The 26896-nt window shown below is 36.8% G+C and carries 24 protein-coding genes and 1 pseudogene; 9 read left to right on the forward strand and 16 right to left on the reverse strand.

Annotated elements, in window-relative coordinates; all coding sequences use genetic code 11:
- The first annotated feature begins 303 nt into the window (after window positions 1-303).
- Window positions 304-1137, forward strand: a complete 834-nt coding sequence (locus tag EJN90_RS04480; RefSeq protein WP_126109063.1) for a PRD domain-containing protein — start codon at window positions 304-306, stop codon at window positions 1135-1137.
- 40 nt (window positions 1138-1177) lie between these two features.
- Here EJN90_RS04480 and EJN90_RS04485 read toward each other — a convergent pair whose 3' ends face one another.
- From EJN90_RS04485 to EJN90_RS04505, 5 genes are all read right to left on the reverse strand, one after another.
- Window positions 1178-1978, reverse strand: coding sequence for a histidinol-phosphatase HisJ family protein (locus EJN90_RS04485; protein WP_126109064.1), 801 nt, complete (start codon window positions 1976-1978; stop codon window positions 1178-1180).
- Window positions 1979-2005: 27 nt separating this feature from the next.
- Window positions 2006-3055 (reverse strand): ABC transporter ATP-binding protein, encoded by a 1050-nt coding sequence (locus tag EJN90_RS04490; protein ID WP_126109065.1) that lies wholly within the window; start codon window positions 3053-3055, stop codon window positions 2006-2008.
- A complete protein-coding gene (locus EJN90_RS04495; RefSeq protein ID WP_164544003.1) occupies window positions 3048-4703 on the reverse strand; it encodes an ABC transporter permease in 1656 nt (551 codons plus the stop codon). The genes EJN90_RS04490 and EJN90_RS04495 overlap by 8 nt, the downstream gene beginning before the upstream one ends.
- 86 nt (window positions 4704-4789) lie before the next feature.
- Window positions 4790-5863 (reverse strand): ABC transporter substrate-binding protein, encoded by a 1074-nt coding sequence (locus EJN90_RS04500; protein ID WP_126109067.1) that lies wholly within the window; start codon window positions 5861-5863, stop codon window positions 4790-4792.
- Complete coding sequence (locus tag EJN90_RS04505; RefSeq protein WP_126109068.1) at window positions 5860-6633, reverse strand: sugar phosphate isomerase/epimerase family protein; 774 nt, start codon at window positions 6631-6633, stop codon at window positions 5860-5862. Before EJN90_RS04505 ends, EJN90_RS04500 begins: the two co-directional genes overlap by 4 nt.
- Window positions 6634-6790: 157 nt before the next feature.
- Between EJN90_RS04505 and EJN90_RS04510 the strand changes: the two genes are divergently transcribed.
- The 4 genes from EJN90_RS04510 (at window position 6791) to EJN90_RS04525 (ending at window position 11098) form a co-directional block, all read left to right on the forward strand.
- Entirely contained in the window at window positions 6791-7498 is a 708-nt protein-coding gene (locus tag EJN90_RS04510; RefSeq protein ID WP_227872580.1) for a tyrosine-protein phosphatase, read from the forward strand.
- 595 nt (window positions 7499-8093) lie between these two features.
- Window positions 8094-8921: a PRD domain-containing protein gene (locus EJN90_RS04515; RefSeq protein ID WP_126109070.1), complete on the forward strand. Its 828-nt coding sequence runs from the start codon at window positions 8094-8096 to the stop codon at window positions 8919-8921.
- Window positions 8922-8932: 11 nt separating this feature from the next.
- Complete coding sequence (locus tag EJN90_RS04520) at window positions 8933-10351, forward strand: PTS transporter subunit EIIC (protein ID WP_126112280.1); 1419 nt, start codon at window positions 8933-8935, stop codon at window positions 10349-10351.
- Complete coding sequence (locus EJN90_RS04525) at window positions 10352-11098, forward strand: ChbG/HpnK family deacetylase (protein WP_126109071.1); 747 nt, start codon at window positions 10352-10354, stop codon at window positions 11096-11098.
- Window positions 11099-11165: 67 nt separating this feature from the next.
- Here the strand turns inward: EJN90_RS04525 and EJN90_RS04530 are convergent, their stop codons facing one another.
- From EJN90_RS04530 to EJN90_RS04540, 3 genes are read right to left on the reverse strand one after another with little or no spacing between them, the layout of a single operon-like run.
- Window positions 11166-11396, reverse strand: a complete 231-nt coding sequence (locus EJN90_RS04530) for an excisionase family DNA-binding protein (protein WP_126109072.1) — start codon at window positions 11394-11396, stop codon at window positions 11166-11168.
- A gap of 14 nt (window positions 11397-11410) precedes the next feature.
- Entirely contained in the window at window positions 11411-11752 is a 342-nt protein-coding gene (locus EJN90_RS04535; protein ID WP_126109073.1) for a zinc ribbon domain-containing protein YjdM, read from the reverse strand.
- Between the two features lie 23 nt (window positions 11753-11775).
- Entirely contained in the window at window positions 11776-12285 is a 510-nt protein-coding gene (locus tag EJN90_RS04540; RefSeq protein WP_126109074.1) for a YehS family protein, read from the reverse strand.
- Between the two features lie 91 nt (window positions 12286-12376).
- Here EJN90_RS04540 and EJN90_RS04545 point away from each other — a divergent pair, with 91 nt between their 5' ends.
- Window positions 12377-13315, forward strand: coding sequence for an RluA family pseudouridine synthase (locus tag EJN90_RS04545; protein ID WP_227872582.1), 939 nt, complete (start codon window positions 12377-12379; stop codon window positions 13313-13315).
- 87 nt (window positions 13316-13402) lie between these two features.
- On the opposite strand, the gene EJN90_RS04550 is transcribed toward EJN90_RS04545, so the two are convergent.
- From EJN90_RS04550 to EJN90_RS04560, 3 genes are all read right to left on the reverse strand, one after another.
- On the reverse strand, window positions 13403-13846 hold the full coding sequence (locus tag EJN90_RS04550; protein ID WP_126109075.1) for an energy-coupling factor transporter transmembrane component T family protein: 444 nt from the start codon (window positions 13844-13846) through the stop codon (window positions 13403-13405).
- 280 nt (window positions 13847-14126) lie between these two features.
- Window positions 14127-15539 carry an MFS transporter gene (locus EJN90_RS04555; protein ID WP_126109076.1) on the reverse strand — a complete coding sequence of 471 codons (1413 nt, stop codon included), beginning with the start codon at window positions 15537-15539 and terminating at the stop codon, window positions 14127-14129.
- Window positions 15540-15556: 17 nt separating this feature from the next.
- Complete coding sequence (locus EJN90_RS04560; protein WP_126109077.1) at window positions 15557-17284, reverse strand: glycoside hydrolase family 3 protein; 1728 nt, start codon at window positions 17282-17284, stop codon at window positions 15557-15559.
- A 131-nt stretch (window positions 17285-17415) separates the two neighbouring features.
- Here EJN90_RS04560 and EJN90_RS04565 point away from each other — a divergent pair, with 131 nt between their 5' ends.
- Entirely contained in the window at window positions 17416-18633 is a 1218-nt protein-coding gene (locus EJN90_RS04565) for a helix-turn-helix transcriptional regulator (RefSeq protein WP_164544004.1), read from the forward strand.
- A 260-nt stretch (window positions 18634-18893) separates the two neighbouring features.
- Here the strand turns inward: EJN90_RS04565 and leuB are convergent, their stop codons facing one another.
- The gene (leuB, locus tag EJN90_RS04570) at window positions 18894-19937 is read right to left on the reverse strand and encodes a 3-isopropylmalate dehydrogenase (RefSeq protein WP_126109079.1); all 1044 of its coding nucleotides are present in this window, start codon (window positions 19935-19937) and stop codon (window positions 18894-18896) included.
- Window positions 19934-21457 (reverse strand): 2-isopropylmalate synthase, encoded by a 1524-nt coding sequence (locus EJN90_RS04575; RefSeq protein WP_126109080.1) that lies wholly within the window; start codon window positions 21455-21457, stop codon window positions 19934-19936. The genes leuB and EJN90_RS04575 overlap by 4 nt, the downstream gene beginning before the upstream one ends.
- A 329-nt stretch (window positions 21458-21786) precedes the next feature.
- Here EJN90_RS04575 and EJN90_RS04580 point away from each other — a divergent pair, with 329 nt between their 5' ends.
- Entirely contained in the window at window positions 21787-22623 is an 837-nt protein-coding gene (locus EJN90_RS04580) for a Cof-type HAD-IIB family hydrolase (protein WP_126109081.1), read from the forward strand.
- A 150-nt stretch (window positions 22624-22773) separates the two neighbouring features.
- Here the strand turns inward: EJN90_RS04580 and EJN90_RS04585 are convergent, their stop codons facing one another.
- Entirely contained in the window at window positions 22774-23796 is a 1023-nt protein-coding gene (locus tag EJN90_RS04585; RefSeq protein ID WP_164544005.1) for an ROK family protein, read from the reverse strand.
- A 118-nt stretch (window positions 23797-23914) separates the two neighbouring features.
- Between EJN90_RS04585 and EJN90_RS04590 the strand changes: the two are divergent.
- Window positions 23915-24463 (forward strand): annotated as a pseudogene (locus EJN90_RS04590) (sugar O-acetyltransferase); the annotation flags it as partial.
- A 344-nt stretch (window positions 24464-24807) separates the two neighbouring features.
- Here EJN90_RS04590 and EJN90_RS04595 read toward each other — a convergent pair.
- A complete protein-coding gene (locus EJN90_RS04595) occupies window positions 24808-25569 on the reverse strand; it encodes a glucose 1-dehydrogenase (protein ID WP_126109084.1) in 762 nt (253 codons plus the stop codon).
- A gap of 339 nt (window positions 25570-25908) precedes the next feature.
- The gene (gene lacD, locus EJN90_RS04600; protein ID WP_126109085.1) at window positions 25909-26895 is read right to left on the reverse strand and encodes a tagatose-bisphosphate aldolase; all 987 of its coding nucleotides are present in this window, start codon (window positions 26893-26895) and stop codon (window positions 25909-25911) included.
- Between the last annotated feature and the right edge of the window lies 1 nt (window position 26896).

The raw sequence follows: 26896 nt of genomic DNA on the forward strand, positions 1-26896 counted from the left end.
TTAAGAATAGCTGTCATATTATTTTTGAGCATAAAAAATACCCAAACCAACCTAAAATGGGTACAATGACTCCATCTAAGGATGATTTGGGTATTGCCGACTAAACGTAACAAGCCCTCTTATCAATTACATAGATTCTAGCATAGAGCGATTAAAAAAAGCAATTCTTTCTAGTAAACATTTGAAATAAAATTTTAAAAGGAAGAAAACTTGCTAGTTCTCATCTAGAGTGTTACTATCGTAATGTTGTTTTTTACTATACATTCCCCATATGTAGCCAGAATAAGATAGGAGATTCGTGAGATGATTGCGAATAAAGTTCTAAATAATAATATTGTCAGTTCCATTGACGAAGATGGGCACGAAATTATCGTAATGGGAAAAGGTCTCGGTTGGCATTTAAAGCCTGGAGATCTTATTGATTCTTCAAAGATTGAAAAAATATTTCGCATGGATACCGTGACTTCCTCTTCTAAAATGAAGAAATTATTCTTGGAAGTTGACATGTCGTCTATTGCCATTAGTTCAAAAGTTATTGATTATGCACACAAGTATCTCAATAAAGAACTCAATAAAAATTTAATTTTAACTTTAACGGATCATATTGATTTTGCCATCGAACGATATAAAAAAGGAATCCCTTTGACAAATGACTTCAAAGTCTGGATTCAAAAAATGTTCCCAAAAGAATATGAAGTAGGACTCTATGCTCTGGAACTAATCAACGAGGAATTGCAAATCTCCATGCCCGAAGATGAAGCAGCTCACATTTCCATGCATCTTATCAATGCACAATTAAATGGAAATATGTCTCATACGAGTGAAATCACTACACTTTTGAGCAGTTCTCTTCAAATCATCCAAATAAAAACAGGAATGTTGATTGATGAGTCTTCATGGGCATATGAACGCTTCTTAAGGCATCTACTAGCTCTAGCACAGCGTATTATTGCAAAGAACGAGAATAAAACTGCTAATAACGCCTTAAACGAAACGATTCGCCTTCAATTCCCAAAAGAACATGAAATTGCTTTAGCAATAAAGAATTATGTTTTAAAAGAATTTGATTTTGATATAGCCGAGGATGAGGTGTCTTTCTTGACGATCCACATCAATCGATTGTTATCAGAAGTCTAAAAAACAACGAGGATAGACATATGTCTTGCCCTCGTTGTTTTTATTTTGTTGTCACTTTTTCTTGAGGAATAGGTACGAAGCTGGGTTCTTGTTGTTGGAAAGTTACTAACTGTTCTACTCCGTGTCTTTTTAACATTTCTGCTGCTTCTTTAAAATGGAATTCATAATCTTCAGCCTTATGAGCATCCGACCCTAGTGTAAACATTTTTCCGCCAGCAGAAAGATACAAATCAATTGCATACTCATAAAGATGAGCATTGCCATGTCTATACATACTTTTTGTATTCAGCTCAAAAGCTAATTCATTTTGAACCGCAGTCTTGAATACTTTTAACAACTTTTTCTCCACTTGTCTTAACTCATCAACAGTGACAGTGTATCCTCGTAATCCATAATCGAAATGAGCCAATACATTGGCATTTGGAAATTCTTGAACTGCTTGCAGCATGCGAGAGTAATAATCGTTTAAATGTTCTGTTAAAGGAACATCTTCATTGCCGATATTCATAAAATTATACTGTCCATTATGATGAACGCTCAAAAGAATCAAATCAAAATCCTTGCCACTTAAATAATCTTGAATTTTGTCTTTATCTGGATAAGTGAAACCTACTTCAATTCCTTTGCGAACTCGATTATCATATTCTTTGTTCAACTGCTCAATCTTAGCAGTGTATCTAGGAAAATCAGGTATCACATCGGCCTGATTTTGATAGGGACTAAAAAAATCTAAATGTTCAGTGGTAACAAGTGCTTTATCCGATTGTTCTAAATAATTTTCGAATTTTTCTACAGAGTCAGGTGAAAAATACGTATGCATATGTTGATCGTAGTAATGCATGAGATCCTCCTTTTTATGATAAAGTTTTTAACGTTTAGCGACAAATACTTCTTGGTCAACCTCTCCATCTTGCATCTGATTGCTTATAATTTCAAGTTCTTTGCCTAGCGCATAGACAATATAACGAGTTTCACGTCCTAAAAACTGTTTGTCCTTAATGGTTCCTCGTAATCCGGTTGCTTTTTCATTTGTTTGGGCTGGAACAATACTTAGCTCTTCCGGACGTACCGGATACATTTGGTTTCTCTTAAAATAATCTGCAATCCCTTTCCCTGCCCAAGTAGTGTTTTCTGAATTAGCAGGTCGGAACTGCTCTCCTTCCCAATTTCCGTCCACCAACAGTGCTTTGCTCACAAAATTAGCAACAAATGGTGTATTCGGATAATGATATAAATTATGAGGAGTATCAAATTGTTCAATTTTCCCTTTATTCATTACAATAATTCGATCGGCTAAAGCCATTGCTTCGGATTGATCGTGGGTCACATAAAGAGTGGTTGCTCTTGTGAGCCGATGAATTCGTTTGATTTCATGTACCATGATTTGTTTAAGATGCGCATCCAGTGCACTGAGTGGCTCATCCATCAAGAGCATCCTTGGTTCCGCAACTATGGCACGGGCTAATGCAACTCGTTGTTTTTGTCCTCCAGAAAGTTCATGGGGATAGCGTTTCTCGAATTGATCTAGTTCAACTAGCTTCAATGCATGATCCATCATTTCTTTCCGCCTGACGCTATCAAAACGTTTCTTATTTTGACTGCTCTTCAATGGGTATTCTACGTGTTGCTTCACGGTCATATGCGGCCAAAGCGCAAAATGTTGAAAAACCATACCTAATTGACGCTCTTCTACTGGAAGAGAACGACCGTTTTCAAAAAAAGATTCTCCTTGAAATTTGATTAATCCACCTGTCGGTTCCAGAAAGCCTGCAACGGAACGTAATAAAGTTGTCTTTCCACAGCCCGATGGACCAAGAATCGCAATAAATTCATTCTTCTTTATGTTGATATTGATATTATCCAAAGCTTTTGTATTTCCAAAGTATTTAGAGAGTTGCTCAATCTTTAGTTCACCCATTATTTTTCATCTCCTTCTTTTCAAAGTAATTCCGAATCAAAACAATCATGATAATAAATAAGGTTAACATGACTGAGTATGCTTGTGCGAGGTTGTTTTCTCCTCCAGTTTGTAAGTTAAAAATCGTTAATCCTATGGTTTTCGAATTAGCTGCTACTAGCAAAGAAGAGAGAGTTAACTCAGTAAAGGCGCTGGTAAACAAGAGAAACGAACTAGAAAAAAGCTGGCTTTTGATAATTGGAATAATGATTCGTCGCCATTTCTCAAAACTAGTGGAACCAGAAATAACTGCTGCTTCTTCCAATTCAATATTCACGCCCAAAAGAGCCGTGTTGCTGCCACGTAGAAGCAGCAGCAGATAGCGGGTGACATAGGCTATTAATAAAATACCCAATGTTCCGTAAACATGAGGTACATTACTCCAATAGAAAATCATGCTCAATGCCAATACAATTCCTGGAGTAGAGTAAGTAAGGGATGCACCGATTTCTAAGGGGAAAGTTGCTTTCTTATCGTGACGTTGTTTGTAATACATCGCCCAGACGCTCACGAAAATACTAATGAAAATAGTAGCAATCGTTAGACCAAGGCTTGTCAGAAAACCTTGATACATATGAGGTGTTTGCAAAATAAAACGATAGTGCTCAAATCCCATATTGCTCGTATCAAAAAGGGATCGGCTGTATCCAATCTGTAAGGACGAGAAAAACATGACCATTAATGGAACAATGTTAACCAATACCAATAAAAAAATAGACGTCCACTGAGTAACGAGCCTCTTTCCACTTGACAAAGTTATTCGTGCTTCAAAATCAGGTCTTGTTGAATCAAGGATGACTGATTTCCTCAAAACCCACCATTGCAGAGCAATTCCAGAAAATGCAAGAATTGCTAAAAAAATAGAAAGAACTGCAGCTTCGTTAAAGCTTGTTGGTCCGAACCCGATTGCTTTTTCATAGATGTATGTACTTAGAACGGTTATGCCGGCTGATGAACCCAACGTAGCTGGAATAGCAAAGTTATCGATAGAACTTAGAAAGGCTAAAATAATCCCACTGATAATTGCTGGCAGGACGGACTTAAAATTAATATTTTTTAGTGTTTCTTTCATCTGATAACCAGCAATTTGAGAAGCTTGCTCTTGTTCTCTTGGCACTTTCCTTAAAATATCAACCAAGTTCAAATAAACTAGCGCTGCATTGCTAATACCCATGATTAAAATGATACTGCCTATTGAATACATATTGATGACAGGGAGGCCATGCCCTCGCAAAAACTGATTAATGAGGCTGTTCCCAGCAAAAAGAGCTGTCCAAGAAAGTGTTACAACGTATCCCGGGATGACATAAGGTAAAATAACTAATAACTCAATCAATTTTTTTTGACGGATATTCGTATAAGCAATAATTAAAGCAAAAAGAACACCTAATACAATTGCTATCAGAGTAGAGCCTAAAGCGATTATTATCGTATTTTTTATTGCTTGCAATGTTCGATCTGATTCAAAAATCGCGCTGAAATTTCTTAAACCATAACCGCCATCTACTTCAAAACTCATTTTAAAAAGGGCAAAGAGCGGGAAAAGAAAGACGGACAGCCCTATGACAAGAAATAGTAATCGATGAATAAATAATTTAAATTTGGACATAAAATCTCCTTTAAAAATAAGGAAAAATGAGCTTGGATATTCATCCCAACCCATTTTTCTAATGATTATTTTGAAATTGTACGGGCTTACTCTTGACCAAAAATTTCAGCAAATTGTTCTTTATCAGCATCACGTGTTTCCATTACTTTACCCGCATCGAATTCCATTGGAGTTATTTCATCTACTCCTTTTAATCCTTCCGGAGCTGGTACCCCTTCGCGAACAGGTGTATAACCCATCTCTGATGTAGCCGCTTGTCCATCTTCAGAAAGAATATAGTCCACAAAGTATTGGGCCATCTCAGCATTTTCTGCATCTTTAATAATACCGATTGGTTCCGTTACATATAAAGAGCCTTCTTCTGGATAGATGAATTCAATAGGAGCACCGTCCAAACGAGCACGATTAGCCATGTAGTCCACAATCATCCCTACACCTTCCTGCCCATTTAATAAGGCATCCCGTACAGTTCCATTTCCTTGCCCTACAAATAAAGCATTTTCTTTCATACTTTCATACCATTTCCATCCCAATGAATCTTGTTGGGTAAGGATAGAAAGGTTCAAAGATGCTGCTCCAGAATACAAGGGGCTCGGTATCATAATTTGATCTGCATAAGCAGAATCTGTCATACTTTGAAATCCAGTAATTCCACTAGGATCTGCAAGGTCTGTATTCACGGCAATCCCTGTCACAATCAATTTTGTTCCTGTATAGAGCTTTTCTTCGTCAATATATTCTGCTGGAATTGCATCTAGTTCGGAAGATTCATAAGGTTGTAACAAATCCTCTTCCGCTAAACCTTCAAATGTGAAGCTATCTGATACAAGCAGTGCATCCGCCAAAATGTCGCCTGTTTCTTTTTCCGCCATTACTTTAGAGAGAACTTCTTCCGTACCCGAACGGAAAACATCTACCGTAATATTCGGATATGCTTTATTAAATGATTCTATAAGTTGCGCAATATCTTGTTCTGGTTGGGATGTATAGAGTGTAAAGCTTCCCTCCGCGTCAATTGTTGAAGAGACAGTTGAACTTTCTTCGCTCAATTCAGGCGCTGAAGAAGTTGTTTCCCCTGCTCCTTCCTCTGCACTTGTTGTTCCACATGCTGCTAAAGTCGCAGCAGATATTCCCATTAAAAGCCATTTATTCCATTTCATTTCCAATTTTCCTCCTCTAAATAATTCAAATTTTCAAGAAATAATTCCAGTTCTTTACTTTGATCCATTCCTTCTATTACAATTGGCAAGCCGCTTGCTGTTAAGTATGGTTTTAATACCTGAAAATCTAAGTCACCTACTCCAATTGGCGTGTGATACTTTCCTTTAATATGATTGCTTATATGCAACTTTCGAATACGAGGAAGTTGCTCTAGATGGTCGATAATCATTTCTTCATTTTGACAGTGAGCAAGGTCCAAAGTAAGGTACATCTTCTCCCATAAATCATCCGCAATTCGTTTCATTATGCGGCGATCCGTGACAAATTCCTTACCGACCGGCTCCATAATTTCAAAAGAAATTGACTGTTCCAACCTATCCGCATATTCCATTAATTGTTTCATGGAATCATACATAAAGTTGTCATAATTACTTTCTTCTAAAGGAATTGACATTCTTCCAGGATGAATCGTAACATCCTTAGCACCTAAAGTGTGGGCAAAATTGATCGATTTCTTCGTTTGTTCCAAGGCAGTATCACGAACAGGACGTTGCAAGGAGCATAAATTCAAGTCCCAGCTAAATGCGTGAACAAAAACTTCCCTTCTGTATTTATAAATAAGTTCCTGTAATTCTTCTATCGAAACTCTTTGATATTCCATTTGTTGATGGAATATTTCCAAACCCATTTCATACTTTTGAGCGGTCTGGAAAATTTCTTCGATTGGGTGATTCCACATTAGAGGTGTGGAGAGATAAAAATTAACCATAGTTTTTTAATATAACTCCTTTCATCAGGACAATTTCTATTATAGGCGGTGGGTATAAATTCAATGTAAAATTCAGGTTAAGCTTTCTTACTTATGCTAAAAATACGTAAAGTCTGTGCTATGATGATTTTAAAATTAGGAAGAAATGAGTGAGAGAATGGGAAGACATTTTTATTTTGAAGAAATTGCAAATTTCCGAGACTTAGGGGGATATAACACAAAAAAAGGCGAGATTTTAAAAGAAGGTAAAATTTTCCGCTCCAGTATGCTGTATGGTCCAACAAAACACGACAAGCAAAAATGGGAACAGCTTGGCATTAACACGATTATTGATTTGCGAGCCCCAAAAGAATTGATTCGTGAACCGAATCCTTATGAAGGTTTTGTTTCTATTTATGAAAATGTTAACTTAAGTGGAGGAAAAGATGCTGGACGTAGCGGAGAATTAGCTAAGACGGCGAATAATCCATACTTCATGAGTGAACGATACTTAGAATATTTGAAAGAAAAAGATGAAATAGCAAAAGCTTTTCATTTGTTCCTTGAACAAAAAAACACTCCCCTTGTTTATCATTGTAGTGCAGGAAAAGACCGGACAGGAGTCATCAGTTATTTACTTTTAAGCCTTCATGACGTGCTTTTAGCTGAGATTGTAGCAGACTATCAAGTATCTTATACCTATATCAAGCAAGATAGTCGTATCTTAGATCCCAGTAAAAATTTGAATATCTATGTTTCCTTTCCTGAGACAATGGAGATTTTTCACAAGGAATTCATCAAAGAATATAAAACGATAGAAAACTATTTCCACCATATTGATTTCAGTGATGACGAAATTACTGAACTGAAACAGCTGCTATTGTAACAACTATAAGAAAAGCGGACAAGTCCGCCTTGGCCTATGAAAAAATAGGAAATTTGACCCTGAATTGTCAGGAGACTTCACGCTTCAGCGGGTTAGTCGAATGATATGCGTTAGCGAGCAACGAAGCGCGCAATGGGGCAAATTTATCTTTTTTTCACTAGGTCAGGACTTGGGAGCTAGACATTGATGGCTGAACTTATAATCCCCTAGTCTATGAAAAAGTCCTCTACGTTTTTCGTTTCGTAGAGGACTGTTCTTTTATTAAAAATTAAAGTTTATCTTGCGTCTAGTGTTCTGCTCTATCTTTTGTAGGTTGTTTTACGTACAAAGCTCGTAACTGAAGAGGAAATATGTAAAATTCAGATGTGATTTCCCTACTATAATGATTTATAGATATTTTATAAAAAAGTTGAAATCGGTTTCTTTCTGTGATATATTCTTAGTATAACTTAATAAAATTTGGATTGTTACTCTTTTTGGAGGCATTACCATTGAACGTTTGACTAGTTCTTTGGCTTCGTGCGCTCAAAAAGAGTTTTTTTGAGCAAAAAAATCGGAAAGGAGGATATGATTAAGAGCTAATCATCACTTTATTATGAAAGTTATAAAAAAGATTAACAATAATGTCGCTATCTGCCTTGATGCAAATGAAAATGAACTGGTAGCTTTTGGAAAAGGAATCGGTTTTCCAAAAATACCTTATGAATTGACGGATTTAAGTAAAATTTCAATGACCTTTTATCAAATTGATTTTCATTATTATAAATTACTGTCTGAAATTCCTTCAGAAATTTTAGATATCAGCATAGAAGCAGTCAGAATAGCTCAACAGCAATTAAAAAATTTCCTGAATCCGAACATGGTATTTAGTTTAGCAGATCATATTCACTTTGCCATCACCCGCGTTCAAAAATTGAAAAATATGAAATTAGTCTTCTCTTATGATGTAGAGCATTTCTATCCTCAAGAAACTGAATTAGGCAAATTTGTCGTCAAGCTAATTCAAAAACGGTTACACATTACCTTACCTGATTCTGAAATTACAAACATTGCTATGCACTTTGTTAATGGTCAAATGGAAAATGAAGTCAGCTCAACCGAACAGAGTACAGAAGATTTGATTGAAGTCATTTCTCAGAAAATTGAGGACACTTTCCAAATGGAATTGAACCGAAATGAATTTAATTATAATCGCCTTGTAATGCATCTGCGTTACTATATTATTCGTCTACAAGAAGAAGAGCAGTTTATGGATAGCAACGAGATGCTCTTTCAAACTATGAAAGAGAATATGCCAAAAGTTTATCATTGCGCGGCAGAAATTGCTAAACTCATCCAGCAATCAGTCGGAAAAAATAGTACTGACGACGAACTATTATACTTGATGATTCATATCAATCGAGTCATTAAAAATACTCAATAAGGAGAATGGACATTATGAACCAAGATAATAAATATCAAAATCTAGCGAATGAAATACTAGATAACATTGGCGGGAAAGAAAATGTTTCTTACGTCACGCATTGTATGACAAGACTCCGTTTTAACGTAAAGGATAATAGCTTGCCAAATATCGAAAAATTAAATACAGTTCCCGGGGTATTAGGAGTTGTTCTTTCAGGTGGGCAATTACAAGTAATTATTGGACAAACAGTCGACCGTGTTTACGAACAATTAAATAAAATGGGCAATTTCAATTCATCGGATTTCATTATTGATCCGAGTGACCAAATAAAAGAAAAACTGACACTTAAAAAAATTGGTAATAATATTCTTAATGCTCTGGCAGGTTGTTTAACTCCTTTGATCCCATTGTTAGTTGCAACTTCTATGTTTAAAATGGTTGTGGCATTACTTGGACCAGGAATGTTTAATATTTTAGCGGCAGAAACTGATTTATACACACTTCTTACTTTCATCGGTGATGCAGGTTTTTATTTCTTCCCTATTTATATTGCCTATACAGCTGCCCAAAAATTCCAAGTTACAACTGTCATTGCAATGTTTTTAGGTGGGATCATGATTCATCCTACATTTGTTCAAATTGCAACGGAAGGTATTGATTTTAGTGTCTATGGAATTCCCGTACAAGCTCAAGTCTATTCAAGTACAGTCATCCCGATTATTCTATCTGTGTGGATTATGTCCTACATTGAAAAATTTTTCAAAAAACATTTGCCAAATACTTTGAAAACCATTTTTGCACCAACGTTAACCATTGCGATCATGGTTCCTATTTCTTTAATCGTTCTTGGACCAGCTGGTAATTTTGTTGGGAATTATATTTCGCAAGGCATCTTGTCATTAGGAAATCTAGGCGGACTAGGTACGATAATAGCGATTGGTTTGATTGGCGCACTGTGGCAATTTTTGGTTATGACGGGTATGCATCTATTGATGATTACTACGATGATTATGATATTTTCTTCGACTGGGTTTGATAATTTTGTTACTTTAGGAGCTGTTTCTGCCTCTATGGCTGTTACAGGAATGTGTTTGGGAGCTGCCTTACGTCTTAAAGGGAAAGAAGAACGCAGTTTAGCTTGGAGTTATGTCATTGCTGGATTTATTGGTGGAGTGACAGAACCAGGACTTTATGGCCTTGCTGTCAAATACAAAAAACCATTTATCGGTCTCATGGTAGGCGGCCTTGCAGGCGGTATTTATGCCGCTATTACAGGTGTGACCGCATATGCACTTGTACCAGTGGCTAATTTTTTGGCTCTCACTGCATATTTCGGTGGTTCTACCGCTAATCTTATTAATGGCATAATTAGTGGTTTGATCGCCATTGTCGTAGCTGGTGTGGTAACTTACTTTATTGGTTTTGAAGAAGCAGAGAAGGTGAATTAATTGGAGATTTTAATTAGAGCAGATGATTTAGGTTATTCAGAAGCAGTTAATTATGGAATGGCGAAGACAGTCATAGAGGGCATTGTCAACAATGTTGGAGTAATGGTCAATATGCCAGCAACCCAACACGGTCTAGATTTATTAAAAGATGTAGAAGTATGTTACGGATGCCATACAAATATCTGTATGGGAAGACCTTTAACAAACCCAAAACTTATACCAAGTATTACAACCCCTGCTGGTTTTTTTAAATCTTCTAAAGAATACCGTCAAGCAGAAACGGATTTTGTTGTTCTTGATGAAGTATTGCTTGAGATTGAAGCTCAATATCATAAATTTGTTGCATTAACTGGTCAACAGCCCCAATATTTTGAAGGACATGCGATTACGAGCGTGAATTTCCAGAAAGGATTGCAACTGATTGCTAAAAAGTACAATTTAAAGTATTCTGGTTTCCCAGCAGAAGGAGAACCTTTGTTCATCAACCATACTAAAGTAACTATGTGGATGGAAAGTACCGATCCTGGATATGATCCTTTTCTAAGTTTACAAAAAATGGTTAAATATTCTTCTGAAGATGCAGTATCAATGATGGTTTTACATCCTGGGTACTTAGATGATTTTATTCTAAAAAATTCTAGCCTGACCATTCCTCGTACACTGGAAGTTGAAATGTCGATCAGTCCGAAAATGAAATATTGGCTCGCAGAAAATAATATCCAACTATTAACTTATGATGATTTGTAAAAATAACTTTTTAATATAGAAAACTCTCAATCGTTTGTTTTTAACAGCGGTTGAGAGTTTCTTTTGTTTAATCCTCATCTTTTATATCAATATCTTCAGGAACAGGTGTATTCAAATATTCTTCAAGAGCGAATTTTTGTTTTTGACGTTCGTTTATGAAAAGGTTGAATTGTTCTTTATAAAGGAGAATCTCATCCTCCACACGTACAAACCGCACTTGTTTTTCCCGGATTAGACGATGGATTTCACTAACAGGCAATTCTAAATATTCTGCAGTTTCTTCAACGGTTAAATACAATCGCACTCTTCCTTTTAGTTTTTCTTCACAAATTCAGATTTTAACTTCATCGCACCGAAGCCATCTATTTTACAATCAATATTATGGCCGTCACCGGAATCTTCAACCAAGCGAATACTTTTCACTTTGGTTCCTTGTTTAATCGCTTGTTTGCTTCCTTTTACTTTTAAGTCTTTAATGACAACCACTGAATCCCCGTCAACTAAAATATTACCATTCGCATCCAAAACTCCGTCGTTAATTGTTGCTTCCGCTCCTGGCACCCACTCGTGCGCACATTCAGGACACATCCATAAAGCTCCATCCTGATAGGTATATTCCGATTGGCACTCGGGACAATTCATTGTTGTTTCCATCTTCTATTCTCCTCATATTTCTTTTATGGTCGATAACGAAATGCTAAGCCTTTTAGGAAATTTCTAGCATAACGGTCACCGCATGGTTTATAATTACGATGCCCTTCTTTTCTAAGGACTGCGCTTAATTCACTATTTGAAATCGAAACGCCGGCTTCATCCAAAATATCCAAGATATCATCACTGGTTAGAGATAACGCAATTTTTACTTTTTTCAGTAATAAGTTATTTACATTTCCATTGTTCAATTCCATCTTAGGTTCTGACAATGTTTGCCCTGGTTTTGGCTTTTGCGGGCCTCTCTGCGATGTGATTAATCCATTTAAAAAGCGTTCAAAAGTTTCATTATCACAAGTCATTTCATATTCGTTTTCTTGAAAAGCATCTGTATCTTCTTTATCTACTTTTTGCAACATGGCTTTTACGTCCGAAGTTGTTACAGTAGCGCCGCCTAGTCGAAACACTTCAACCATATCTGCATTTTTTATATCCAAGGCATAGCGCAACCTTGCTAATCGATCATTGTTATTCATTTTGCACCTCATTTCCTATTTGTATTCTTGTTGATTATACCAAATATCCCATTCATTTTCTGCTATACTACAAACAATAAGCTTTTAAGGAGTGAGTACGATAAAAAAACAACAACGAAATCCAAAAAATAAAAACCGAAATCATATGCCAGTACCCAAAGGAGTCACCGAGCACACAATCAAAGAAACTACAGAATTACTGCCTTTTTTATTAGAAACGTTAAAAGCGAACAGTCGAAATTCAGTGAAATCCATCTTAACGCGGGGACAGGTAACCGTTGACGGCAAGAAGATTACCCAACACAACCATCCATTAAATCCTGGCCAAGTAGTAGGAATCCTAAGTAATAAAGTAGCCATTCAAAAAACAGTTCTAAATGGGATTGCGATTCTTCACGAAGACAGTGATTTGATTGTCATCCGAAAAGACAGTGGAATTCTTTCAGTAGCAGGCAAAGATCCATCAGAACCGACAGCTTACCGACAATTGACTGCCTATGTAAAAGATGAAAGTAAAGCCAATCGTGTTTTTGTTGTCCATCGATTGGACCGTGATACTTCTGGTGTCATGCTTTATGCAAAAACAGAAGCAGCAAAAAATGCTCTGCAGGAGAATTGGCACGACATTGTAAAAGAACGTACTTATACCGCTCTAGTGGAAGGTGAAACTGACGAGGAAGGCACGATTTCTTCTTGGTTGACTGAAAATAGTAAATCAATGAAAGTACACTCAAGTACTTATGATAATGGCGGAAAACATGCGGTGACTCATTACAAAAAGATTCAAGGTAATAAACAGTATTCCTTGCTAGAAGTTGAACTGGAAACCGGGCGAAAAAACCAAATCCGTGCCCACATGGAATCTTTGGGTCACCCCGTTGCCGGTGACAAAAAATACGGTGCGACAAGCAATCCACTGAAGCGATTAGGTTTGCATGCTTCCAGCATTGCATTTATACACCCGACAAGCGGTGAGCTTGTACGTTTTAGCGCAAAAGCACCTAAACCTTTTTACGGACAATCAAAATAAAAAGTTCCTCTGCAAAATACTGCAGAGAAACTTTTTCCTTTTCGATTCTTATCAACTCGATTTATTTGAAAATTTAGGAACGGCCATTTATAAAAAAGGATTATAAAAACGTCCACCGTTCTGGTAAGTGACCCATAGACTCACTAGAAAAATAATGACTGCTACAACAATTGTAATGATATCTTTTTTCGTAGCTTTTTTTTCACTATACCAGCTGCGTTTTTTATTTTTACCAAAACCACGTAACTCCATTGCATTACTGATGACTTCGATTCGATCCAAGCTAGATAAAATCAATGGGAAAATGATAGCTGAAATATTTTTAATTCTTTTGCTAAGTTTTTCATTTCGAGAAATATCAACTCCTCTTGCCTGTTGCGACTGCGAAATACTGTGGAAATCTCGCTGAATGTCCGGAATATAACGCAGTGCCAATGAAACAGAGTAGGCGATTTTATAGTTTACTCCAATCTTATTCAGCGATGCTGCAAATTCACTTGGATGTAGGGAATTCTTTCTCCACCCATGCAAATATTTCTTCTAAACGTTGGCGTTTTTCAGGCTCGTCAATCGTTGCTAAAAAATCTTCAAAAGTTTCCATAATAGGCTCCTCCAATCTTTTCTTACCTTTAGTATACAGAGACCTATACTCATTCGTAAATAAAAAACTCGTGAATCAATCTCTTCATTTCTTATCTTTTAAAAAATAATACGAGTAAAGGATTTTTCCAGCTTGTACTATGCTTTATATAAAAAAGCGCTCATCACTGTGTAATTCCACACAACATAATAAGCGCTCTTTCCTTATAAATTAGTCTTCTAGTGTTCGCATAATTTTTTCATTTTCTGCGATTTTTTCTTTGTTCAACGGGAATATGAAGTGTAAAGTAAATGCGCCTAATAAATAGCAGATAGCTGGAATTGCCACTGATACTAAAAAGATACTTGTTTTCACTTCAGGTGTTTGAACAGCTAAAGTCTGATTATAGCCAATCCAAGCTAATGCCCATCCACCAATTCCTCCTGCTAATGCTTGTCCCAGTTTACGAGTAAAGGAGTATATAGAATAGATGGTTCCATCTTTTCTTTTCCCTGTATTCAATTGGAAATTATCAATGACATCGGTAACGTATGCATAAGAAACCATCATATAGTAACTCGTTGATATACTGCTAATCAATACACATAAGATAAAAATCCAGGGATTAGTTGGACGAATAAAGAAAAGTAGTGAATAAATAGCAGAAGCGATATAGAGTCCTACATAGCCTCCTTCTTTCTTTCCGAAACGCTTTGTAATCTTACCGACAAAAGGAATAATAAGCGCCATTCCAACTAGATTAATCATATTTAACAATGGCAAAATCGCAGTATTGTTGAAATATTCTAAAAAGAGGTATTGATTTAATGATGAAGCGGACCACTGAGCTACAAGTGCTAACAATGCATTTAAAACGACAGCGATAAAAGCACGGTCTTTTAATAAATCTCGTAAATCTTCTGCAATATTTAACTTTTCACGTTCTTGTACTGGCAAACTCACTCGTTCTTTGGCTAATTTGGTAAAAAGGAAATAGCATAGTAAAGAAATTCCGCTGAAAACTAAGGCTATAAAGAAAAAGTTCGTTGCATTAACGACTTGATTTCCAGAAGCATCGGTCGTGTAGACAAATAATGGAACGATTACACCAACAAACAATCCGGCAAATAAAGAACCTAGATTTCGAAAGCTAGATAAGGATGCCCGATCTTCTGACTTTGTTGAGATAACGGAGGCCATAGAACCATACGGGATATTAACTGCCGTATAGGTAAAACTTCCCCAAATAAGATAGGTAATGGTTGCATAAATCATTTTAGCTGACAAAGACCAGTCTGTAATAAAGATATTATACATTAGCATACTTGCAACGGTTACGGGAATTGCCATCCGTTTTACCCAGGGAATAAAACGTCCGTCTTTTGTTGGCTTACTTTGGTCAATAATAATTCCCATTCCTACATCTGTAAAAGCATCCACCATACGAGCAACTAAGAATAAGGTTCCTACAAAAGCAGGACTAATACCGTACACATTTGTTAAAAAGATCATCAAATAAGTAGTGGCTAATTGAAAGGTAAAATCATTTCCGACATTTCCTAACATATAACCCACTTTGTCCCGTATTCCGAAAGGACGAATTTCCGTCTCTGCAGACGCAGTTGTTTGTTTTACTTGAGCCATTCTTTTTTCCTCCTCGCCTATAGTTTCGTATCCCAACGATTACACCAAACATTCTCATTTGAACGTCCTTTGAATTCACTCTTGCCAATTAATTTTTGTATTAATACTTCAACTGCTTCCTCATGATCCATGTGTGCATTGATGTAGGTACGACTCATCGTCAAATCGATCAAGTGATTTGGAAGATTTAAGCTGATGAACGCTGTCGGTATTTCTTTCACGTACCATGGTTGTTGTAATGGCGTTGGCCATTTGATACGCACAGAGTTGAACATGACAAAGCTGACAACATCCAGTACTACTAATACTGCATCAAACTTCTCACGCATTTCTCGTGCACTTAGTTTTTGGGCTGTCATTATGTCTGTAGCAATCAACTCTTCTACTTCAAAGCCTTCTTTTTCCAGGCCACTAATCAACGCTTTTTTTGTTTTTTCAGAATCTGTTCCCATTGCTTTTCCGGCTACAATCATCCCATCCCCTTCAACAAAAACTAGTTGAATACGACGATGTTTCTCTGGAGATAGCGGTAGCATTTCTTGTGTGTCTTTTACTAAGGTAATATATTCTTCGGCTGCTTTACGAGCAATCTCTTTATGCTCTTCGCACCCTACTACGCTCAGGGCTTCCTTTGGCGGCATCAATGTTCCTTCTGCTTGTTTTTTATGCAACTGTTTTGCAGCTTTCAAGCCAAGTATGCGACTTAATGCATCTTCTAAACGCTCATCCGTAATTACACCATTTTTGTATCCATCCATCATGTAGCTAAGATCGTCCTCTGGATTATCCAAGAACAAGAACATATCACAGCCTGCCGCAATCGCGCCTGGTACTAACTCGCTTCTTGGAGCAGAAGCTGTCAAACCAACCATGTGAGAAGCATCTGTTACTACTAAACCATTGAAGTTTAGTTGTTCTTTCAATAGATCAGAAATGATTTCTTTGCTCAAGGTTGCTGGCTTAATGTCTTTGTCGGCTACTGGCCTATCGGTTAATTCCCGTTGCCAAGAAGGTAGTGCAATATGCCCTGCCATGATCGTCATGACACCATCATCGATAAGTGTCTGATATACTTTTCCGAACGTATCCATCCATTCTTCTTTACTTAAGTTGTTTACTCCCATCATTAAATGTTGGTCGTTTTCTTCTGTACCATCTCCAGGGAAATGCTTGATACAAGTTATCAGTCCCTCTTCTTCCGTTCCTTTTAAGAAGGAGCGTGAATACCGGATAACATCATCAGGATTATCATTGAATGCCCGTGTTTGAACAACCGTATTACGCCAGTTCGTTGTCAAATCAACAATTGGAGAAAAATTCCAGTTACAGCCGATTGCACCAGCCTCTCTTGAGCCAATCTTTCCAACTTGGTATGCCAATTCTTCAGAGTCTGCACTAGCAACCGCTGCTCCTGTCGCAATCGGTGTTCCTTGTCCCACCGCACCATTTCCGCCTGCCTCTGCATTTGCAGCGATTAATAATGGTAGTTTTGATTTGGATTGCAAGAGTTCATTTTGTTGATATAGTGCTTCTGGTGGCAAGTTCATATAGCGAATGCCGCCTAATTGATACTTTTCAGTAAAATCACTGATTTGTTGCATAATTTGTTCTTGATTCATGCCGCGAATCATTCCAACAAATAATTGCCCAATTTTTTCCTCTAGTGTCATGTTTTCAATAGTATTCTGCACCCATTGAATGTCTTCTTCTTTTAAATAATATGGTTTTTTCGTTAAATCAACCATTCTATTCCTCCTCGTTATCCGATATTTGTGAATCTTTTTGACCACGCTTACATTTTAAGATATAATCAAATTTATATTTAAGATTTTATATGCTTTTTTTGGATTATTTTTGCATAAAAGAGGAGAACTATATGAAATTCCGTGAAGAATACGTTGTTGAGCTATTAGAAACTATTTTTGATGTACCTGTACGTGTATTAATGCAGCCATTTGCTTTCTTTTCAGAGTTTCATTTGGAATTACGAGCAATGCTCCTCCAGAGTCCTTACCCCTCCATTGAGACGCTGGAAAATGAGCTCTTGACAATTCCTTCCAATCGCATTTTCTATCTAAAAAGCGCGCTCGGTTATATTAATATATTTCTGCGCATAGCTGAACCAGATACTTCAAAAATTCTTCATATCGGTCCTTTTTTGGAAGAGGATTTTTCTCAATCCAACTTATCTAGAATGATGCGTGAAGGAGGCATTTCTGATAAACAAAATAAGTGGCTTTCGTCTTATTTCAACAGTTTATCAATTATCTCACAACAGAGAATGTTGCGTGTTCTTTCTGTTATCCTTAATCAAGAAATACCAGATTTTAAAAATGACAATATCATTTTCCATAATTTTGAACCTCTTAAACCATTGGATTTGCAAAATTGTATAGATTATGAGCAGCAGTTTGCAAACAAGTATCACGACAAACTTCTACAGACACATCAAATTTTTTTTCGTGCATTACAACTTGGAGATTTTAAAACTGTTTTTGCGATTCTGCCGCAGTATCTGTCAGAATCTCAATCTGTCCAGAAAGCTACCCTGTATTCCTACAAGCAAATGCTTCATGACCTTAATGCAGAATGCCGTATGACACTATTCTCTACGCCAATCAGTGCTTATAATATTCATCAAGTGTGGAATAAATGCTCCATGAGAATTCAATCCGAGATGAGACAAGAGCGGCTAAATATCCTAGCCGAATGGATGATGCATGAATATGCACTCTTATATAGAACGTACGGTTATAAAAATTATTCGCCAATCATTCGAAAAGTAATTGAGCATATCCATTATAATATTGACCGTCCCATATCACTTCAAGAAGTAGCAGAAGAATTTGGCAGAAACAAAACTACGCTATCGAGACAATTTAAAGAAGAAGTCGAGGAGAATTTTTCTCAATACACCCAACGAATCAAAATTGAAACATCCTTAGAAAAAGTGCTTCAAGCTCAAGAAACAATTCAAGAGATTGCGCTATCCGTTGGCTTTGAAGATCAAGCATACTTCAATCGTATCTTTCACAAGTTTATGGGCTGTTCACCGACAGATTATCGTCTAAACTGGCATTCCTCAGTTAAGTAAGCTGACCTCATCTGCCTGTTATTTTCATCCAGTGACAACGAGAACAAAGCCTCACTAGACAATATTAACGATTAATTTCCTCTAGTGGGGATAAAATCATTGTTAAGTGAATGAAATAGTACTCATATGAAAAGAAAGATAGGCAAATTTTTTATAAAAAATCTTCAAAAAAAAATCCAAGGCTTCCTATAAACGAGAAACCCTGGATTATTTTTATTTGAAATGATTTTTTATCTATATATTTCTATTCACCTATACAATTATGACAACTTCTCAATCACTGCATCAGTAAATTCACTTGTCATTGCTGTCCCGCCTAGATCTCTTGTCACAGTACCTTCATTCAGCACCGCATAACACGCTTCCTCAATTTGGTCTGCGACATCATCCATATTAAATGATTGACGCAACATTAATGTTGCGGATAAAATCATCGATACTGGATTGGCTACGTTTTTCCCAGCTATGTCTGGAGCGGAGCCATGGATCGGCTCGTATAAAGACACACCGCTTTCACTGTGGCTTGCACTAGGCAATACACCTAACGTTCCAGGTAAAACTGAAGCTTCATCACTTAAAATATCGCCAAATAAATTTTCTGTGACAATAACATCGAATGTGGTCGGCTTTTGAACAATCAGCATCGCTGCAGCGTCCACATATTGGTGCTCTACGGTAACGTCTGGATATTCTTTTGCAATTCGCTCAACCGTTTTTCGCCACAGTTTACTTGTCGCCAATACATTCGCTTTATCCACCGAAACAAGTCTTTTTTGTCTTCCTTGTGCGATTTCAAAGGCTTTGCGGACAATTCTTTCAATTTCATGCACTTGATAACGATTAGTGTCATAAGCTTCTTCATCCGTTAAGCTTCTTGGTTCTCCAAAATAAATGCCACTCGTCAATTCACGGACAACCACAAAATCTGTTCCTTTTACGATTGCTTCTTTTATAGGTGATAAAGGCAGTAGTGAATCTGGAACTGTAATTGGACGAATATTAGCATATAAATTCAATGCTTTCCGTAATTGTAATAAGCCTTGCTCCGGTCTTTTTGGTGCCTGATCCCATTTGGGACCACCAATAGCTCCTAGCAAAATAGCATCTGCTTCTTGGCAAGCTTGAATGGTTTCATCTGGGAGCGGATCTCCAGCAGCATCAATTCCAGCCCCGCCAAAAGGGTATTCTACATACTCAAATTCAGTAGATACAGATTTAGTCCCAGCTTTTAAAACGCGAATGGCACTTGCCATTATTTCCGGACCAATCCCGTCTCCAGCTAACACTGCAATGTTCTTTTTCATGATTTAGCTCCTTTACTTTTTAAAATGGAACTTGCTTGAACATAGGCTTTTGCGGAAGCTTGAAGAACGTCAAAGTCAATTCCCACTCCATTCACTTGCTCATGAGTAACTTCGTCTTCAATCGTGACACGCACCTCAGCCTGCGCATCTTCTCCACTAGTCAAAGCGTTCATTTCAAAGTTTGTGAGAGTCGGATGTTGTTTAAATACTTGATCAATCGAATTGTAAATCGCTTGAATACTTCCCGAACCAATTGCGGAAGCAATTGATTTTTCGCCTTTTTCATCCTCGATTGAGACAATCGCTCCTTGGTGTCCATTTGAAACGTATTGCAACTGAACGGATTCCAAATGACAAACTTCCTCTTCTGAACGTACTTGATCATCTATCAAAGCAATCAAATCTTCGTCAGTCACTTGTTTTTTCTTATCGGCTAGGTCTTTAAAACGTTTGAACAATTTTTTCACTTCATCATCAGAAATGGTATAACCCAGTTCTTCTATTTTTGTTCTAAATGCATGTCGGCCGGACAGCTTGCCAAGTGGAAGCGAATTTGTTTGAACACCGACTAATTGAGGAGTAATAATCTCATATGTTTCTGGATTTTTTAGGACGCCATCTTGATGAATACCAGATTCGTGTGCATAAGCATTTCCTCCAACAATTGCTTTGTTCCTTGGAACAACCATTCCTGAAAGACGGGAAACAATGTCGCTTGTTCGCTTCGTTTCGTTAAGAACAATTCCTGTTTCACATTGATAAAAGTCTTTTCGAATATGTAGTGCAATGGCTACTTCTTCCAAAGCAGTGTTCCCTGCGCGCTCACCAATTCCATTAATGGCTCCCTCTACACGGTTTGCACCATTTTCAATCGCTGCAAGCGCGTTAGCAGTGGCCATCCCCAAATCATCATGACAGTGAGATGAAAAAATAATTTCTTGGTCACTTTTAATATTGCTGATAAGAAAAGCAAAAATGGCACCATATTCTTTGGGATTGGAATAACCTACTGTATCTGGAACATTGATAATTGTTGCTCCAGCATCAATGGCTGTTTGAACAGCTTCTAGTAAAAAGTTTTTGTCACTACGCGATGCATCTTCAGGAGAGAACTGAACTTTTTCAAATAAAGTCCGTGCATAAGAAACATGTTCTTTTATAGAAGCTAACACTTCGTCTTTCGTCATTTTCAACTTATCTTTCATATGAATATCGCTTGTAGCTAGGAAAACATGTATTTGTGGAAATTTTGCTTCTTGCAGTGCCTCATATGCTCGATCAATATCTTTTTTCTGACATCTTGCAAGTCCCGCTACTGTCATTTTTGTTGCTGCTCTAGAAATAGCCTGTACTGCTTCAAAGTCTCCCTGCGATGTGACGGGGAAGCCCGCTTCAATCGTATCAATACCCCATTTTTCCAATTGCAAAGCGATTTGCACTTTTTCCTTTGTATTAAAGTTTACTCCTGGTGTTTGTTCTCCGTCTCTCAAGGTTGTGTCAAAAAATTGTATTCTCCTCATTTAATCTCTCCTCATTTTCTAATGTATTTAGGATAAAAAAATAGCACCGCATGAAAGTTAAAACACTTTATGCAATGCAAATGAGACTCTTTTATTTACGTTTTTTACGTGTAAAAAGAGTCTGTTTCATAATAATAAAGTTGTGAAGATTTCTGTTTTTATCATTTTCATTTTAATCACCTAATCATTCTTTAATCATTGAAAGCAATTTAACCTACTTTTCTTAATATGTCAAGAATAATATAAGAATTTTCTGACGATTTAAAAAATAAGAAGAAACTGGTATAATCAAAAAGATTCATTATTATAGACATACAGGAGAATAGCAAATGACGATTAAAGCAATTGTGCTGGATATGGACGGCACACTATTAACATCAAGAAAAACCATCTCAAGCAAGACAAAAGAAGCATTGATGGATGCTCAAAAAAATGGGGTAAAAGTCATTCTAGCATCTGGGCGTCCTACTTTAGGTATGTGGGAAGCTGCAAAAGAGCTGGATCTGGCTTCTAATAATGGATTTATTTTATCTTATAATGGGTCAATGGTAACAGACTGTTCGACAAATGAAGTATTATTTAATCAACCGATGAACGTTGCAGTAGGCCAAGATATGCTGAACCATTTGAAAAAATTTGATGTCATTCCTATGATTGTTAAAGACACACATTTATTTGTCAACGATGTATATGAATTCATTGAAGGCATGACTGAAGAACCTTTTAATGTCATTAAGTATGAAGCAGATATTGGAACGTTTAAGTTATGTGAAGTGGAAGATTTAGCTACTTTTGCGAATTATCCATTGAATAAGATACTAGTAGCGGGTCACCCAGCGTACTTGGAAGAAGTTCACCAAGAAATCTTCCAGCCTTTCCAAGATGTTGCAACAGGGGTATTTTCAGCACCTTTCTATTTTGAACTTACCGCTAAAAACATTAGCAAAGCGAATGCACTCGATAGTGTTCTATCTGCCCACGATATTTCTGCCAGTGAAGTAATATCTTTTGGAGACAGCCAAAATGACCGTTCGATTATTGATTATGCAGGAATCGGGGTTGCTATGGGAAATGCGATTGATGAAATAAAAGAAGCAGCAGATTACGTTACTTTGTCGAATGATGAAGATGGCATTGCCCTTGCTTTAGAGAAGTTTTTTGTATAAATAAAAAGAAAGACTTTCAAGCTCATTTTTCAGCCTGAAGGTCTTTATTTTTTCAGAATAAAGATGTTCATTGCTTCATTCTCTGCTGAACATCTTTATATTTTAAAAATGAAGATGTTCAGACTTAATATTTCGCTTGAACATCTTTTTCTAATAATTTTTAAGATCAAAATCAAATTTATCTAATTCCATAATTCCCAGCATGATGAGTCCTTGGTAATAATCTTCTTGGAAGGTATCAGCATACTTGATAATGAAATCGGTCCCGTATGGAAATTTATTTTTCATTTCTTTGCTGACTGTATCTTCTATCAAAGAACTTATCAACTTACTATTTCCATAAACAATCACTTCATCTGGATCATACATACTTAATATGGTCTGTATACTTTCGTTTAGAAGCTGCATCACGTCTTCTTCATTTGTTAACGGGAATTCTGTGTTGTCATAAGATGGCAGGTGCTTCACCTCGCCGCTTAGTCCGTGGCTGCCATGAAAAATTTCATTATTTATGACTAATGCTGCGCCTGGCGGATAATTTTCCGGGAAATATAGACCCGATACAATATTCGCTTCCTCACTTGCATTTGTATTTTTATAACCCAGAATCGCAGCATTAATATCATTTTCAATCATAACCGGAATATTGAAACGTTCTTCAATTTTTTTTCGTAGGTCCATGCCTCTCATGGCATCCAGATCCATAATCTCTAATATCCCCTTCACTTCAACTCCTGGTATACCAATGGAGATAATATCAATAGTTGGAAAACGTTCTTTATAGGAATCAATTACAAACTCTATATTTTCCCATGTTGTTAACTGATCAACAAAACTTTCCTCTACTAGCGTTTCGCCAAAAAGATTTACAACGGCAAGCTCAACAATTAAATTTTTTTCTTTTTCAATATAATGGATAACTAAACACATTTGATAATTTTTATTAAGTTCATATACAGCTGCACGTCTGCCTCCCGTAATAACAGGTTCATCCATCTCTAAAACTTCCCCACTAGCCAGCATTTCTGGAATGAGTTTGTTTATTGTAACAACGCTTAATCCACTTTCTTTTGAAAGTCTACTTTTCGTAATCGGTTCCTGTGCTTCTTTTAAAATTTTCTTTAAAAAGTGTTTATTATGTAATTTTACATTCGTTGGGCCGTGAGAATACATAGCCTCGCCTACTTTCATGTTTTTATAATAGAATACCAGAAACAAGTAAGATAAGCGCTTTTATTAATAATGTTAATAATGTTATAATGAAAATATTCTACTATGAGGTGAGTTTTATATGACAAGAACCGAAAAAGAAAAGATGATTGCTGGCGAAATGTATTTTTCTGCTGATCCGGAATTAGTTGCAGACCGAGCAGAAGCTAGAAAACAAATGAGTATCATTAATGAAACAGCAGATCAGTCAGTGAGAAATAATATCGTATCCAAGTGTTTTGGAACTGCAGGAGAAAATCTCTATATCGAACCGAGAGTTACTTTTGATTATGGATACAATATCCATGTTGGTAAGAATTTCTATGCGAATTTCAATGCCACCCTCTTGGATGATTGCCCTATCCGTATCGGTGATAATTGTATGTTGGCTCCAAATGTCCAATTATATACAGCTACTCATCCTCTTGATCCAATCGAGCGAAACAGCGGGTATGAGTATGCTAAACCTATTACTATTGGAGATAATGCATGGATTGGTGGAGGAGCCATCATTCTTCCAGGCGTCACTTTAGGAAATAATGTTGTAGTAGGGGCTGGATCAGTCGTAACAAAATCATTCCCCGACAATGTAGCAATCGCTGGGAATCCTGCTAGAGTCATTAAATCTATTTAACAAGGAGAGCTGGTTGTGAGAATCGAATACATTGGGCTATGGGTAAAAGATTTAGAAAGCATGAAAAAGTAAAGCAACTGACAGATGAAGAGGGAAAATTAATTGAGATCATGGCTGAATAATTTATCTTTATAGAGTTAAAGAAAAACTAGCGAATTGAATGCAGAATTCGCTAGTTTTGCTTTAATTATTATCAATCGGAACTCCAGTGTTTACAACTGTTTGTACATTAGTCTACACATTACTAGCAATTTTTATTGGCTGAGCAAACTCTAATCTGGAATTTCTTATGCAAAAATAGGCTGTAAGGAAATTTTTCCTACAGCCTGTTTTGTGTGGGACTAGACTGATGTCCAGCCGCCGTCTACTACCATCACATCACCGTTTACAAAACTTGAATCATCCGAAGCTAAAAAGAGCGCAGCTTGTGCTAATTGTTCCGATTCTCCCAGTGGTGCAGCTCCAGCGCCTGCTAACGCCTTTTGACCCATTTTACTTGCTTCCGCAGTAATTGAGCTTGAAATATTGGTTCTTACTGCTCCTGGGGCAATCACATTCGCACGTATTTTCCCATGAATTCCATAAGTTGCAGCAATGTTTTTCGTTAAACCAATTAAACCATGCTTTGAAGATACATACGCAGCGCCACCACGAGAACCGAATAAACCACCAATGGATGCATTATTTATAATAACACCGCCATTTTCTTGTCCTTCCATAATCTTGATTGCCGCACGAGAAATTTTAAATGGACCTGTCAAATTCACAGCTATCACCTGGTTCCATACCTGATCGGACACTTCTCCTACTGTCATAAAATTATCCAAGATTCCAGCATTATTCACTAAAATATCTAAACTGCCGAATTCATCAACTGCTAATTTGACCATTGCGTCAATCTCTTCATCTTTAGAGACATCAGCAACAATCCCAGCCGCCTGACCGCCTTCTTCTTTAATCCCTTCCACTACTTGGTTGATTGCTTCTTCATTTATATCTGAAACGATTACTTTTGCACCTTCTCTTGCATACAATTCTGCAATAGCTTTTCCTATACCAGAGGCTGCACCTGTTACGATCGCTGTTCTACCTGATAATTTCATTTGTATCACTCCTTCTACAATTCGTGAAAAAAGTTCAATTATCTACACCTTTATTATAATGAATTAATAGCTCTTGTAAAACATAAATTATCTATTTCAGTTAACTTACGCCGTGTCTTCCGTTGGTAACATTAACTGATAAACAGCAGCTAGCTGATTTTCTTATATTGCTCTCTAATCCCGATGGTGTCAATTGCTAGGTATTTTCCTTTTTATTTCATATTTTCCATGATGTATAATCATTAGCTTCTTTCTATTTACTATACATCATTATTACAGTCCAAACTCAAAGAGCCGATTTACCATTTATAATCATCGTAAACCAGCTCTATTTTTTTATTAACTTAATGATTCAATTTTATCAAATACAGATGATGCTGTTTCTTGTAATACATCATTCAGCTCTTCTATATTCCTTCTTCCTTCTGTTCGAAGCCATTCGATTGCTTGCTCCGATCCTTCTTTTACAAAAACATCCACTCCATTTGCCCAAGTTGCTCGTCCACACAAGACACCATTGAAGGTAGAACCAGCTTCATTTGCGAAACGCAAAGTATCTTGAAATAGTTTTGCACTTACTCCGCCGCTAAGGAAAATAAAAGGTAGCTTTGTTGCCTCGTTTTGCAGTACAAACCATTTTTCAGCCTCTTCTTTTGTATAAACGATCTCTGAGCCGTACCCTTCTACAAAATTCATATTTACTGGAATCTCAACTTTAAGAACATCCACTCCATACCGTTCTTTTGAGAATTCCTTCATTGCTTCAATTACTTTATGTGGTTTTACAGCAGCAAATTCTTTAGAAGTGTTATCGGTCATATGTTGATCATACGTAAGGATTTCTAAGAAAAATGGCAAATTTTCTGCTTCGCATTCCGAGCCAATCCGTTCCATATAAGCTTTTTTCTGTTCATTAATTTCATCCGATTCGTCTACATCATAGTACAATAAGAATTTACATGCATCCGATCCAGCTTCTTTCAATCTTTTTACAGACCAAACATCCAACGTATCTGGCAGACGTCCAGGTTCTGAAGCGTCATAACCTGTTTTTTCGTATGCTAGTAGTAAACCGCATTCGTCATTCTTTATTTCAGAAGCAGGAATACCATATTCAGGATCTAGAAGAATAGCAGAAGCATAAGGAGTCAACTCTTTCGAAACCAACTTTTTAAAGTCAATAATATCTATATCCGTCGCTTCTTTATGTTTTCCAATCATTTTCTTCAAAGCACCACGCTGATCAATCGCAAGAGCGCTAATGATTCCTTTTTCATTTACCATCTTATTTAAATACGTATACTTCTCTTTTGATATTGTTTTCATT

The organism is Jeotgalibaca ciconiae, assembly GCF_003955755.1.
Taxonomy (GTDB): domain Bacteria; phylum Bacillota; class Bacilli; order Lactobacillales; family Aerococcaceae; genus Jeotgalibaca; species Jeotgalibaca ciconiae.

Excerpts from the sequence above, each read along its gene's own strand:
- EJN90_RS04480 (WP_126109063.1), top strand. The coding sequence starts at position 304 with ATGATTGCGAATAAAGTTCTAAATAATAATATTGTCAGTTCCATTGAC.
- leuB (WP_126109079.1), bottom strand. The coding sequence starts at position 19,937 with ATGAAAAAGAACATTGCAGTGTTAGCTGGAGACGGGATTGGTCCGGAA.
- EJN90_RS04585 (WP_164544005.1), bottom strand. The coding sequence starts at position 23,796 with ATGTATTCTCACGGCCCAACGAATGTAAAATTACATAATAAACACTTT.
- EJN90_RS04540 (WP_126109074.1), bottom strand. The coding sequence starts at position 12,285 with ATGAATAACAATGATCGATTAGCAAGGTTGCGCTATGCCTTGGATATA.
- EJN90_RS04575 (WP_126109080.1), bottom strand. The coding sequence starts at position 21,457 with ATGAGGAGAATACAATTTTTTGACACAACCTTGAGAGACGGAGAACAA.
- EJN90_RS04535 (WP_126109073.1), bottom strand. The coding sequence starts at position 11,752 with ATGGAAACAACAATGAATTGTCCCGAGTGCCAATCGGAATATACCTAT.
- EJN90_RS04565 (WP_164544004.1), top strand. The coding sequence starts at position 17,416 with ATGAAATTCCGTGAAGAATACGTTGTTGAGCTATTAGAAACTATTTTT.
- lacD (WP_126109085.1), bottom strand. The coding sequence starts at position 26,895 with ATGAAAACAATATCAAAAGAGAAGTATACGTATTTAAATAAGATGGTA.
- EJN90_RS04500 (WP_126109067.1), bottom strand. The coding sequence starts at position 5,863 with ATGAAATGGAATAAATGGCTTTTAATGGGAATATCTGCTGCGACTTTA.
- EJN90_RS04580 (WP_126109081.1), top strand. The coding sequence starts at position 21,787 with ATGACGATTAAAGCAATTGTGCTGGATATGGACGGCACACTATTAACA.
- EJN90_RS04560 (WP_126109077.1), bottom strand. The coding sequence starts at position 17,284 with ATGGTTGATTTAACGAAAAAACCATATTATTTAAAAGAAGAAGACATT.
- EJN90_RS04555 (WP_126109076.1), bottom strand. The coding sequence starts at position 15,539 with ATGGCTCAAGTAAAACAAACAACTGCGTCTGCAGAGACGGAAATTCGT.
- EJN90_RS04595 (WP_126109084.1), bottom strand. The coding sequence starts at position 25,569 with ATGAAATTATCAGGTAGAACAGCGATCGTAACAGGTGCAGCCTCTGGT.
- EJN90_RS04490 (WP_126109065.1), bottom strand. The coding sequence starts at position 3,055 with ATGGGTGAACTAAAGATTGAGCAACTCTCTAAATACTTTGGAAATACA.
- EJN90_RS04495 (WP_164544003.1), bottom strand. The coding sequence starts at position 4,703 with ATGTCCAAATTTAAATTATTTATTCATCGATTACTATTTCTTGTCATA.
- EJN90_RS04515 (WP_126109070.1), top strand. The coding sequence starts at position 8,094 with ATGAAAGTTATAAAAAAGATTAACAATAATGTCGCTATCTGCCTTGAT.
- EJN90_RS04505 (WP_126109068.1), bottom strand. The coding sequence starts at position 6,633 with ATGGTTAATTTTTATCTCTCCACACCTCTAATGTGGAATCACCCAATC.
- EJN90_RS04485 (WP_126109064.1), bottom strand. The coding sequence starts at position 1,978 with ATGCATTACTACGATCAACATATGCATACGTATTTTTCACCTGACTCT.
- EJN90_RS04510 (WP_227872580.1), top strand. The coding sequence starts at position 6,791 with ATGGGAAGACATTTTTATTTTGAAGAAATTGCAAATTTCCGAGACTTA.